The organism is Rhizobium sp. H4, assembly GCF_003013335.1.
In the GTDB taxonomy this organism is placed as follows: domain Bacteria; phylum Pseudomonadota; class Alphaproteobacteria; order Rhizobiales; family Rhizobiaceae; genus Rhizobium; species Rhizobium sophoriradicis.
On the sequence record NZ_PSOW01000017.1, the window covers coordinates 152,664 to 164,231 of the forward strand.

Annotated in this window: 11 protein-coding genes; 7 read left to right on the top strand and 4 right to left on the bottom strand. The window is 63.5% G+C overall.

What is annotated here, in order from left to right; all coding sequences use genetic code 11:
* The first annotated feature begins 12 nt into the window (after positions 1 to 12).
* From C4N04_RS24550 to C4N04_RS24580, 7 genes are all read left to right on the top strand, one after another.
* The gene (locus C4N04_RS24550) at positions 13 to 381 is read left to right on the top strand and encodes a hypothetical protein (protein WP_106797227.1); all 369 of its coding nucleotides are present in this window, start codon (positions 13 to 15) and stop codon (positions 379 to 381) included.
* The gene (locus C4N04_RS24555) at positions 347 to 745 is read left to right on the top strand and encodes a hypothetical protein (RefSeq protein ID WP_106797228.1); all 399 of its coding nucleotides are present in this window, start codon (positions 347 to 349) and stop codon (positions 743 to 745) included. The genes C4N04_RS24550 and C4N04_RS24555 overlap by 35 nt, the downstream gene beginning before the upstream one ends.
* On the top strand, positions 742 to 1,032 hold the full coding sequence (locus C4N04_RS24560; protein WP_106797229.1) for a GcrA family cell cycle regulator: 291 nt from the start codon (positions 742 to 744) through the stop codon (positions 1,030 to 1,032). Before C4N04_RS24555 ends, C4N04_RS24560 begins: the two co-directional genes overlap by 4 nt.
* Complete coding sequence (locus C4N04_RS24565) at positions 1,029 to 1,262, top strand: helix-turn-helix domain-containing protein (RefSeq protein WP_106797230.1); 234 nt, start codon at positions 1,029 to 1,031, stop codon at positions 1,260 to 1,262. The genes C4N04_RS24560 and C4N04_RS24565 overlap by 4 nt, the downstream gene beginning before the upstream one ends.
* Positions 1,238 to 1,831, top strand: coding sequence for a hypothetical protein (locus C4N04_RS24570; protein WP_106797231.1), 594 nt, complete (start codon positions 1,238 to 1,240; stop codon positions 1,829 to 1,831). Before C4N04_RS24565 ends, C4N04_RS24570 begins: the two co-directional genes overlap by 25 nt.
* Positions 1,832 to 2,345: 514 nt before the next feature.
* Entirely contained in the window at positions 2,346 to 2,801 is a 456-nt protein-coding gene (locus C4N04_RS24575; RefSeq protein ID WP_086156100.1) for a DUF2231 domain-containing protein, read from the top strand.
* A gap of 455 nt (positions 2,802 to 3,256) precedes the next feature.
* Positions 3,257 to 4,831 (top strand): carboxylesterase family protein, encoded by a 1,575-nt coding sequence (locus C4N04_RS24580; protein WP_106797232.1) that lies wholly within the window; start codon positions 3,257 to 3,259, stop codon positions 4,829 to 4,831.
* 49 nt (positions 4,832 to 4,880) lie between these two features.
* Here C4N04_RS24580 and C4N04_RS24585 read toward each other — a convergent pair whose 3' ends face one another.
* The 4 genes from C4N04_RS24585 to C4N04_RS24600 all read right to left on the bottom strand — a co-directional run.
* Positions 4,881 to 5,576 (bottom strand): class I SAM-dependent methyltransferase, encoded by a 696-nt coding sequence (locus C4N04_RS24585; RefSeq protein ID WP_106797233.1) that lies wholly within the window; start codon positions 5,574 to 5,576, stop codon positions 4,881 to 4,883.
* A gap of 481 nt (positions 5,577 to 6,057) precedes the next feature.
* Positions 6,058 to 7,371: an HlyD family type I secretion periplasmic adaptor subunit gene (locus C4N04_RS24590; RefSeq protein WP_106797234.1), complete on the bottom strand. Its 1,314-nt coding sequence runs from the start codon at positions 7,369 to 7,371 to the stop codon at positions 6,058 to 6,060.
* A 15-nt stretch (positions 7,372 to 7,386) separates the two neighbouring features.
* Complete coding sequence (locus C4N04_RS24595) at positions 7,387 to 9,138, bottom strand: type I secretion system permease/ATPase (RefSeq protein WP_106797235.1); 1,752 nt, start codon at positions 9,136 to 9,138, stop codon at positions 7,387 to 7,389.
* Between the two features lie 139 nt (positions 9,139 to 9,277).
* Positions 9,278 to 11,568: cadherin-like domain-containing protein (locus tag C4N04_RS24600; protein WP_158775587.1), on the bottom strand; the 2,291-nt coding region annotated here is incomplete at its 5' end.

Below are 11,568 nucleotides of genomic sequence, written 5' to 3' on the forward strand. Positions count from 1 at the left end.
AAAGGGATGCGCATGGAAAAGGCAGCGATGGACAAGGACATCATGGAGATCCTCAGCCCGGTGCTGGGGCAGGAGCTGGCGGCGGCGATCATCGAGCATCGCAGCCGCACCCTGAAGAAGCCGCTGACGGCTTACGCGGCGAAGATCCAGGTCAAGGAATATCTGAAGACCGGCAATCCGGTCGAGGCCGCCGAGATGCAGATCCTGCGCGGCTGGCGGGCGATCAAATCGGATTGGTATTTCAATGAGAAGGCGAGGGAAGCGGGATCGGGTGATGCAAGCAGGGGCAGAAGGACATTGGTCGATGCCGCACGAGATTTCCTCTCCGGTGACGATCATAGCGGGGATGCTTTCGGGCTTTCCGGTCTCCGCCGGCATTGATCCCGACATGCAGATCCGCGCCTATCTCGTCGCCATCGACGGCATTCCGGCCGAGGCGGTCTGGCGCGCCGCCAAGCTGTTCCTCGCCGGAAAGGTGAGGGATCACAACCGCGCCTTCGCCCCCAGTGCCGCGAGCTTTGCCGAACTGGCCCGCCAGCAGCAGGCGGTGATGACAAGGGAAAGCCGGCCGCCGATCGAAGTGCGGCCGGAACCGCCGCAGCCGAAGGTCGCGGCCTACAAGATGCAGCTGCTGAGACAGGCGGCGAACGGCAGCCTCAACGCCAGGCGGCAGCTCGCCAGCATGTTTCCCGACAACCCGGTCATCGCAAGGGCCGCACGAGACGCACAGGAGACGATGGGATGAGAGAGCTGTTCTGGACCGAAGACAAGATCGCCGAGGCGCAGAAATTCTGGCAGGCGGGCTTTTCGGCACGAGAGATCGCTGAGCTGTTCGGCTCGAAGAAGAACACCGTCATCAACATGGCGCACCGCAACCGCGACCGGTTTCCCTCGCGCCAGCTGGCGCCCAGGCCGCCTAACGCTGAGGTGTCCGCGCCGACCCGCCATCCCGACCGGGTGACGCGGGTGACGCTCTCAGGCGCCCATGTGACGATGCCGCGCGTGCCGACCATCGACGGGCCGGCGCCATGAGCGCCGTCACCCCGCGCGAGCTCGAAATCATCGGCTGGATGGCGGCAGGCAAGACCGCCGCCGAGATCGGCGCCATCCTCGGCATCTCGCCGATTACCGTCAACACCCACATTTCAAACGCCAAGGCGAAACTCAGCGTCTTCAAGGAGACCGCCCTGGTCGCCGCAGCGCTCCGAACGGCATCATTCGATAGGAAGGAATTTCCATGGGCGGCAAGGCCACCAAGGTGAAGACACAGCGGGTAAACAAAGGCGCCGGCCGGCCGCGCAAGGCGAATGTCGAGCGTTTCCCCTGCGGCAAGATCAAGCCCTTCGAGACCGAGAAGGACAATGTCAGTGTCGCGGTCGCCGCCCGCCGCCGCATCCACGGCTTCAACAGGACGGTTGATGACGAGACGGTCAGGAGCCCCTATGCCGGCTATACCCTCGGCCGCATGTTCCTCGACGGTGTGATCACCGACGAACAACGCCAGGCCGGCGACGACTATGCCGAAGCCATGGCCCGCTACCACAAGACCACGGGCATCCCGGCCCCGAGCCCGAGGGCCCAATCGCTCTTTGCCGTCAAGGGCCATGAAGGCGAGGTGACCGAAAGCCTCGCCGACCGCGCCCGCAAGGCCAGCAACCGGATGATGGCGCTGCAGGCGATCCTGCTTGCCTGCGAGGACGGCCCGCAGGTGCGAAGCACCGTCTATAATGTCGCGGTGATGGACTACGACCATCTGCGCCACATGTCGCCGCAGCAAGTGCTGTGGCTGCGCCGCGGGCTGATCGCGCTGCGGAAATCAAGGGGTGGGTGAAGCCTGTTGCGGCAGAGCTCACCCCCTCCGTCGTCCTCAGATTGGCCCCTCACCCTAGCCCTCTCCCCGTTCTGACGGGGAGAGGGGACGTGCCTTGCAAGAGGCTGGAGAGAGACCGAGAGGTTGCGGCATGTCCCCTTCTCCCCGCGGGCGGGGAGAAGGTGGCGGCAGCCGGATGAGGGGCAGCCCTCGCCGATCTCCAGGCCGGGCTTGTCGACTGCGGCCACGGTTTTCGGGCTCAAGGTCCGGAACGGCGGAGCGCGGGAAGGGCCATCGGCAAGAGGCGCAACGACGCCGCTGCTATTCCCTCAACCACCGCTGGATTTGCCACGGAGCCCACCCCCTCCTCCGTCGTCCTCGGGCTCGACCCGAGGACCCATCGTCGACTGCGGCGATAGATTCCCCAATGCCTGGGATGACAAAGAGTGGGCGCCTGCGCACCCGCGGCAGGCCGGGAACCGACGATGCCTTCGGTTGTTAGAAAGCGCACAACTGAAACCGTCGGAGGCAGCAGATGAACCCGAAAAGCACGTTGAGCATTGCCGGCCATCCGATTCATCCGATGTTGATCCCGTTCCCGGTCGCCTTCTTCGCCGGAACGCTGGTCACCGACATCATTCACAGCCAATCCGACAATCCGTTCTGGCCGGCCGCGTCCAACTGGATGCTCGCAGCCGGCCTCGTCATGGCGGCACTGGCGGCACTCGCCGGACTGACCGATTTTTTGGGGGATGCCCGCATCCGCGCCTTGCGGGATGCCTGGCTCCACATGATCGGCAATGTCGTCGTCGTTCTGATCGAGGCCGTCAGCCTCTGGCGCCGGCTCGTCCAGGGCCCGGATTTCATCGTGCCGACCGGGCTGGTTCTGTCTCTGCTCGCCGTTGCGCTTCTTTTGTTCAACGGCTGGAAAGGCTGGGAAATGGTCTACCGCCACCGGGTCGGCGTCAGCGAAGAGACCGACATCCGCTGAGGTGAGGCAGAGGGCATGTGATCGGCCGAGCGGCTGAGGGGCTTGCTGCTTTCACCGCGCTCCCACGCAAACACTGCGCCTGATGCCGCCGCTGCTTTGGCTACGGCAAGGTTGATAGGTGCGGCGGAGATCGGGTGAGGGGCCCCGTTTTTAGAGGGGGCGGGCCGCACAGAGTATCGAAGTGCATGGCTGTGTTATCAGCACCTCCGCACGGCCCACCATACTTACGATCGGCGGAGCTTCTTGTTCCCGCACTGACGGAATATTCTGATCAGCCGCATCAGGCGCCGATTGCAGCCGTTCACAGAGGTATCTTCGCTTCCCCCGTCATACCTTCACCGCCGAGAAGAAAAGGAACCGCGGGGTCACGCTGCGGTCGGACGAACTCTTTTCGTTGCCGCTCTACCAGAGTATTTTGCACTCAAACTGTCTCAACTTTGCGGTGGAGAGTGGCGGTGTTTATGGACGGCCGTCGCAAGTTCCTGCTCCTTTTAGTCGTCGCATCCTGTCAGATGGGGTTCGCGCCACGATCAGGTGCGGCGGACGATATCGTGACGATCGACAGCGGAATGCTGAAGGGTGAGAGGTCGGGCACGGTCGTCAGCTTCAAAGGCATACCCTATGCGGCGCCACCGGTTGGTGATCTCAGATGGCGCAATCCGAGACCGATCGAGGCATGGGATGGCATCAGGGATGCCCGCGATTTCGGTCCGTCCTGCATGCAGACCGACGACCTGCCGAAGTCAGAGGATTGTTTGACCCTCAATGTCTGGACCCCCGCCAAGCGGCCGCCGACACCGATGCCGGTGATGGTCTGGATTTACGGCGGCGCTCTTGTCCATGGAAACACCGTTCAGTATCCCGGTGCCCAGCTGGCCGCCCGGAAGGTCGTGTTCGTCAGCATGAATTACCGCATGGGGCGATTGGGTTATTTTGCCCATCCGGCGCTGATGAAGGAATCCCCTGACGAGCCGGTCGGCAACTATGGTTATATGGATCAGCTGGCCGCCCTGAAATGGGTCCGGCAGAATATCGATGCCTTCGGCGGTGATCCGAAAAAAGTGACGATATTCGGAGAGTCGGCCGGTGGCGGCTCGGTGATGGCGCATATGATATCGCCACTGTCGCGGGGGCTTTTCCGGGGCGCCATTCTGCAATCACCGGGCCTGCCGACCGCGCGTGCTGAGATCACGCCCTTGTCACCTTTGAAGGAAGCAGAAAAAACCGCCTTGGACTATGCGGCTTCCTTGGGAATGAACGGCAGCGATGCCGACGCTCTCACCGCCCTTCGGGCGCTGCCTGCGGAAAAGCTGACCGAAGGGGCATCGGCAGAAGAGGTGCTGGCGGGAATGGCGACAGGCAAGCCCGTCATCGGCATCTCAGGCCCGATGATTGACGGACGGTTTTTGCTCGAAACCCCGGAGGCGGCTTTTGCGGCAGGCCGTCAGGCGCCCGTTCCGGTCATGATCGGGGCCAATGATCGCGATCTCGGTCTCGGTCAGGCAGCGACGAAAGACGATCTTTTCGCGCTGTTCGCAAGCCGTACCGCCGAAGCCCGCAGCCTCTACGATCCCACCGGCCAGCAGAGCCTCGATGAGCTGAAGCAGCAGGTTCTGGCCGACAAGACGCTTGTCGAGCCATCCCGCCACCTCGCTGACGAGATCGCCCGCACCGGGCAGCCGACATGGTGGTATCGTTTTTCCTATGTCGCCGAGGCCTTGCGCAACGATCCGACATGGAAAGGCGCTCTGCACGGCTTTGAAATTCCCTATATTTTCGACGCGCCAAACGCGCTGGTGAAAGACAAGGTGACGCCAGCCGACTGGGCCATGGCCACATTGGCGAGTGCTTACTGGCTGGGGTTTGCTGCGAATGGTGACCCCAATGGAGGCTCGCGGCCCAAATGGCCCCACCACAACGCGGCCGTCGACAGGTTGATCGACTTCACCAATCACGGCGTGACGGTAGGAGCCGATCCGCTGAAGCCGAAGCTCGACCTCTGGCAAAGCCATTGGGAGGAGAAGAAGTGACGGCCCCGATGCACAGGGCGAGGCAGGCATAGTGCCGTCATCCAAATCGTCATGCCTTCACCACCGAGAAGAACAGGAACCGCGGCGCAGTCGTCAGGCTCTGATAGGCTTTGGGAAAAAGCGTGGCAGCTTGAGGATCGGGCTTGGGCTCGCTGACGGTATCGATGTGAAAGCCGGCCGATTTCAGTGCGTCGAACATGGCATGCAGCGGCCGATGCCAGAAGCGCATGGCGATCTCCTGTCCGCCGCACTGCCAGGTCTCGTCGAAACTGTAGGTCTCGAAATAATTTTCGTGGCCGCTCGACGGGTGATCCATGAAGGGGTGGTGGGTGGAAAAGACCAGCCGGCCGCCTTGCGGCAGCAGCCGGTTGAATTCCGCGAGCGGCCTCGACCAGTCCGGCAGATAATGCATGACAAGCGAGGCGAGGATCAGGCCGAATGCCTGATTTTCGAACGGCAAGGCCTCGTTCAGATCCGCCGACAACAGGCGGGCGCGCCCTTCCAGGCGCCGCTCTGCGATCTCGAGCATGCCGGCGCTGGCATCGATCCCGGTGACGACGGCGCCTCGCTCGACGAGCGCCGCCGCATGCGCCCCGCCGCCGCATCCCGCATCGAGCACCGAAAGCCCGGCGACTTCGCCAACCAGGGACAGGATTGCCGGACGCTCGTAATAGGCATTCCAGGCGTTCGCTTCATTATCGGCGTCATAGGCCGCCGCGAAGGCATCATAATCATTCTCGGCCATATTTGCTTTTCCAGAGATTGTCCGAAGACCCTCTTCGATCATGTTGCGTCGTTGTTTTCGCCAAATCGGCAGGCGGGTAGTGGGGTGGAGAGTGCCATCTTTGCGAGCGCCGCTGCAAAATGGCAAGTCATCGTGCGATAGCGGCTTGAGTAGCTCCCAAAAGCGGATTTTGCGTAAGCCAAACCATGATCCCAATAATTTGCCAACCGGCGGTGGCCGGCCTCGTCCTTCGAGGCCCCTGCGGGGCACCTCAGGATGAGGTCGGAGAGAGGGCGCGGCACTCTCAAACCTCCCCCATCCTGAAGCGCGCAGGCCAGGCCGGAGCCTCGAAGGACATGCTCCTGCGCGGCTCCTTGCATCAGAATTGAATCAGCTCCGGCGGGGCTGGACGATCGGAAGACGACTACCTTCAGCTGCCGGAGTGGGTCGCATGTCAGGAGGGTCGCCGCGAGGCCGCAAGGCAGATGCGCCTTGCGACACCCTACTCATCCCGGAAGGCGCGGGCGATCTGGTCGGTGAGCGGTTTGACCAGATAGGATAGCGCGGTACGCTCGCTGGTCTGGATGAAGGCTTCGGCCGGCATGCCCGGTAGCAGCGTCAGGCCATCCAGCTTCTGCAGTTCTTCCGGCGGCACCGCTATGCGCACGAGGTAGTAGGAAAGCCCGCTGCGCTGGTCGGTGGTGAGGTCGGCGGCGATGAGGCTTACATGGCCGTTCAGCTCCGGCGTGGTGCGCTGGTTGAAGGCCGACATGCGCAGCACCGCCCTCTGGCCGATCTGCAGTTGATCGATGTCCTTCGGCGCGAGCCGCACTTCCAGCGCCAGGCTGTCATTTTCCGGCACGACCAGCATGATCGGATCGGCGGGCGTCAGGACGCCGCCGATCGTATGCGCCTGCAGCGAATGGACGATGCCGGACTGCGGAGCGACGATGTCGGTGCGCTTCAGCTCGTCCTCGGCGGCAATCTTGCGCTCGACATATTCGCCGATCTGCGCCTGCGTATCGCGCAGTTCCCGCCCGACCTCGGCCTTCAGATCCTGATCGACCTGGAGAATCTGCAGGTTCGTCTCGGTGATGCGGCCGGCAGCCTGCGCCTGAGCGGCGATCTGCTCGCCGCGGTCACCGCCGAAGGTGGCGCGCTGGGTCTTGAGGCTGTTCAGCCGCTGGTCCGACACCGCACCCTGCATGCGCAGCGAGGTGAGGGAGGCGATTTCCTTGTCGAGCACCTCGATGCCCTCGCTATAGGCGATCTCCTGCGCCTTCACGCCCTCGATCTCGTGCTGGTACTGAAGAATGCGTTCGCGCAATTGCGCCGTCTTGCTTCGCAATGCCTCGCGGCGGATGGCGAAGAGCCGTTTTTCTCCGCGCAGGATCGCGGCAATTTCGGGATCGTCGCGCCGAGCGAGCAGGCTGTCAGGGAACACGATCGCCGGCAGGTCGTCGCGTTCGGCCCCGAGCCGCGCGAGGCGCGCCTGGAATTCATCCAGCCGTCGTGTGACGATCGCCAGGTTGGCGCGCGTCGCCGTGGCATCGAGCCTGAGCACCACGTCGCCGGCTTTTACCTCCGAGCCCTCGTGAACCAGGATTTCGCCAACCACGCCGCCGGTCGGATGCTGAACCTTCTTGACATAGGAGTCGACCACGAAACTGCCGGACGCCACCGCTGCTCCGGCGAGGTTCGTCGTCGATGCCCAGCCGCCAATGCCGACGACAAGGCCGCCACAGATCACGAGGCTGGCGAGCAAGTGCCGGCGAATGGAAGCGGAAAGGCCGCCGTCCCTGTCAATCCCGGTCATGAATGTCCCCCACCATCATTTTGTTTCAAGCGTTCCAAGCTGTCTGCGCCCCGTATTCGTCTGGAGCCTGTTACCTGCCTCTGCACGGCTCCTTGCGGCGGAGGCCGGAGCAGGAGCCACCTGCAGAACCTTGGACAGCACCTCGTCTTTCGGTCCGAAGGCGCGCTGGCGGCCAGCCTCCATCATCAGCACCTTGTCGACGACGCTGATCGCGCTCGGCCGGTGCGCGACGACGATCGCGATGCCGCCGCGCTCGCGCACCGAGACGATGGCCCTGACCACGGCTGCCTCGCCCTCGGCGTCGAGGTTGGCGTTCGGCTCGTCCATCACCACGAGGAAGGGATCGCCATAAAGCGCCCGGGCGATGCCGAGACGCTGGCGTTGACCGGCCGACAGCGCCGAGCCGCCTTCGCCGATGCGGGTCTCATAGCCCTTCGCGAAGGAAAGGATCAATTCGTGCGCGCCCGCCGCTATCGCCGCTGCCACGATCGCCTCCGGATCGGGATCCTCCTCGAAACGGGCGATGTTTTCGGCGATGGTGCCGTCGAACAGTTCGACGCCCTGCGGCAGATAGCCGATATGGCGGCCAAGCGCCTCCTTGTCCCAATGGTCGAGGCTCGCCCCGTCAAGGCGGACATTCCCGGCCGCCGGCGCCCAAGCACCGACCAGCGCCCTTGCGAGGCTCGACTTGCCCGAGCCGGACGGCCCGATGATGCCGAGTGCGGTTCCGCGCTGCATGACAAAGCCGACGCCGGCGACATTCGGCCTGCGTTCGCCAGGAGGAATGATGGTGAGCTCTTCGGCGCGCAGTTCCCGCACCGGCTTCGGCAGCGGCAAGGCGCTCGGTTGTTCCGGCACCGTCTTCAGCATGTCCTGCAGCCGGGCCCAGCTCTGCCGCGCCATCAGGAAGGGCTTCCAGTTGGCGATGGCGAGATCGACCGGGGCAAGCGCACGGCCCATCATGATCGAAGCGGCGATCATCACGCCGGGCGTCGCGACCTGATCGATGACCAGCCATGCGCCAACGCCGAGCATCGTCGATTGCAGGATGGCGCGCAGCGCCTTGGCAAGGCCGCCAAGGCCGCCCGTGACATCGCCCGCCCGGCGGTTCGCCTTGAGATAATCGGAATTGGCTTTCTGCCAGCGCGCGCCGATCCGGCGCGAAAGACCCATCGCATGGACGACCTCAGCATTGCGGCGAGCGGCTTCCATCAGCCCGTTGCGGGCCATGTTGTGGGCCGTCGCCTCCTTGATCGCCTTCTGCGAAAGCATGTTCGTCAGCAGCGTCAGCGACACCAGCACGATCGCCCCGGCAAGCGCCGTCATGCCGAGCCAGAAATGGAAGATGAAGCAGATGGCGAGATAGAGCGGGATCCACGGAAGGTCGAAGAGCGCCGTCGGGCCGGCGCCCGACAGGAAACCGCGCACATTATCGAGATCGCGCAGCGGCTGCAGGCCGTCGCCGGGCATGCGGGCGATGAGCGGCAGGCGCGTCACCGCCGCATGCACGCGGTCGGACAGGTCCCGGTCGAAGCGCTCGCCGATGCGCAGCAGGATGCGCTGGCGAAGGATGTCGAGCGCCGCCTGAAAACCGTAAAGCCAGAGCGCGAGAACACCGAGGCCGACCAGCGTCGGAACGCTTCCGCTTGCCAGAACCCGGTCGTAGACCTGTAGCATGAACAGCGGCGAGGTCAGCGCCAGCAAGTTGATGACGAAGCTCGCGGCAACAAGACCGCCGAAAACACTGAGGTTCAGGAAAGCAAACATGATACTTCTTCTTTCAAGTACCGCAGGCGGCTTTTACCCGTGCTTCCGTGGTGCCGATCGAAAAGATCGGCTGTGGGCCCGCCACCGCGATGAAACCGCCGCGGTGGCGAGATGGCCGGAAAGCTGGCCGCCCTTTTGATCAGAGGAGGAAGTCCGAATCCGTCAAGCCCAGGTTCGTGCCTGTCAAGACGATCGTCGTTTCGTCGGTATTCGCGTCCCCGTTGGTATCGAAGTGAAGGATCGTGTTGCCGCCGCTTTCCGTGTACCAGGCACCGTGGGCCGTCACCGTTGTTCCACCCCAGGCGAAGGCTTGATCGCCCGGGATGCTGGGGTTGACCGTGTAGGCGTCGAGCCCGCTCACATCAATCTTGTCAAACCCATGGTGGAAGTCACGGATCGTGTCCGGGGAGACGGACGTGCTGTCGCCTGCTGAGGTAAACACAAAGGTGTCATTGCCGGAGCCACCCCAAAGGTCATCCTGCTCGCCGCTGCCATTGAGCGTGTCGTTGCCGGAGCCGCCGTACAACGTGTCCAAGCCTTGGCTTCCAATCAGTATGTCGTTACCGGCCTGGCCGTAGAGCTTATCGACCCCGTTATTGCCATTCAGCGTGTCGTTGCCTGCCTGGCCATAAAGCGTATCACCAGAGTTGCCGCCGCTGATTGTATTGTCAGCCGAATTTCCGACCTTGGTATCGATACCGTTGGTTTCGCCCCAATTTGTCGTCGTGGCGGTCGCCGTGTCCGTATCGTGGTCATTGCTCGTATCGCTGTCGCTTTCGATCACGTCGGTGATGCCGAGATGGAAGTTATGCGAGGCGTCCGGCGTGCCGCCAACCGTTGCGTCATTCACATCAACGGTCACGTCGTAGCCGGCCTTCGCTTCGAAGTCCGCGCCACCGTTGAAGTAGAGCGCCCCGTTCAGGATCGTGAATGACGCGGCGTCACTTCCAGACAGCGACAACACGTTGTTGCCGGAATCGACATCCGTCACCGCGATATCGGCAACTTTAATCACGCCCCCATTTTCGGGCATCGACGTCACTGTGTTCGACAACACAACCGCCGTCGGCGCGTCATTGACCGCATCAAGCGTGAAGCTCTGGCTTGCCGGGACATTGCCGCCGTTGCCGTCGGTGACGGTGTAGCTGAGGCTGACCGGGCCGTTGTAGTTGGCATCAGGCGTGAAGGTCCAGGTGCCGTCATTGTTGTCGATCAGCGCGCCATGCTCGGCGGTGAGACCGGCGACCGACAACTGATCGCCATCGACGTCGGTGAAGCCGGCAAGCAGGTCAGCGGTGCTGAACGTATAGGCCGTGTCCTCGCTGCCTGCCGCCATTGTCGCCGCATTGCCGCTGAGGACCGGTGCGTCGTTGACGGCCGCCAGCGTGAAGCTCTGGCTTGCCGGGACACTGCCGCCATTGCCGTCGGTGACGGAGTAGCTGAGGCTGACCGGGCCGTTGTAGTTGGCATCGGGCGTGAAGCTCCAGGTGCCGTCATTGTTGTCGATGAGGGCGCCATGCTCGGCGGTGAGGCCGGAGACCGACAGCTGGTCGCCGTCGACATCGGTGAAGCCGGCAAGCAGGTCAGCGCTGCTGAAGGTGTAGGGCGTGTCCTCGGTGCCTGCGACCAGGGTCGCCGCATTGCCGCTGAGGACGGGTGCGTCGTTGACCGCATCAAGCGTGAAGCTCTGGCTTGCCGGCACACTGCCGCCATTGCCGTCGGTGACGGTGTAGCTGAGGCTGACCGGGCCGTTGTAGTTGGCATCAGGTGTGAAGCTCCAGGTGCCGTCATTGTTGTCGATGAGGGCGCCATGATTGGCGGTAAGGCCGGCGACCGACAGCTGGTCGCCGTCGACGTCGGTGAAGCCGGCAAGCAGGTCGGCGCTGCTGAAGGTATAGGGCGTGTCCTCGGTGCCTGCCGAAAGCGTTGCCGCATTACCGCTGAGAACAGGTGCATCGTTGACCGCAGTCAGCGTGAAGCTCTGGCTTGCCGGCACACTGCCGCCATTGCCGTCGGTGACGGTGTAGCTGAGGCTGACCGGGCCGTTGTAGTTGGCATCAGGCGTGAAGCTCCAGGTGCCGTCATTGTTGTCGATCAGCGCGCCATGCTCGGCGGTGAGACCGGCGACCGACAACTGATCGCCATCGACGTCGGTGAAGCCGGCAAGCAGGTCAGCGGTGCTGAACGTATAGGCCGTGTCCTCGCTGCCTGCCGCCATTGTCGCCGCATTGCCGCTGAGGACCGGTGCGTCGTTGACGGCCGCCAGCGTGAAGCTCTGGCTTGCCGGGACACTGCCGCCATTGCCGTCGGTGACGGAGTAGCTGAGACTGACCGGGCCGTTGTAGTTGGCATCAGGCGTGAATGTCCAGCTGCCGTTATTGTTGTCGACCAGGGCGCCATGCTCGGCGGTGAGGCCGGCGACCGACAGCT

What these genes read in the sequence shown, in the direction of transcription:
- C4N04_RS24550 (WP_106797227.1), top strand. Translation starts at nt 13, where the DNA reads ATGGAAAAGGCAGCGATGGACAAGGACATCATGGAGATCCTCAGCCCG.
- C4N04_RS24575 (WP_086156100.1), top strand. Translation starts at nt 2,346, where the DNA reads ATGAACCCGAAAAGCACGTTGAGCATTGCCGGCCATCCGATTCATCCG.
- C4N04_RS24585 (WP_106797233.1), bottom strand. Translation starts at nt 5,576, where the DNA reads ATGGCCGAGAATGATTATGATGCCTTCGCGGCGGCCTATGACGCCGAT.
- C4N04_RS24565 (WP_106797230.1), top strand. Translation starts at nt 1,029, where the DNA reads ATGAGCGCCGTCACCCCGCGCGAGCTCGAAATCATCGGCTGGATGGCG.
- C4N04_RS24560 (WP_106797229.1), top strand. Translation starts at nt 742, where the DNA reads ATGAGAGAGCTGTTCTGGACCGAAGACAAGATCGCCGAGGCGCAGAAA.
- C4N04_RS24555 (WP_106797228.1), top strand. Translation starts at nt 347, where the DNA reads ATGCTTTCGGGCTTTCCGGTCTCCGCCGGCATTGATCCCGACATGCAG.
- C4N04_RS24590 (WP_106797234.1), bottom strand. Translation starts at nt 7,371, where the DNA reads ATGACCGGGATTGACAGGGACGGCGGCCTTTCCGCTTCCATTCGCCGG.
- C4N04_RS24570 (WP_106797231.1), top strand. Translation starts at nt 1,238, where the DNA reads ATGGGCGGCAAGGCCACCAAGGTGAAGACACAGCGGGTAAACAAAGGC.
- C4N04_RS24595 (WP_106797235.1), bottom strand. Translation starts at nt 9,138, where the DNA reads ATGTTTGCTTTCCTGAACCTCAGTGTTTTCGGCGGTCTTGTTGCCGCG.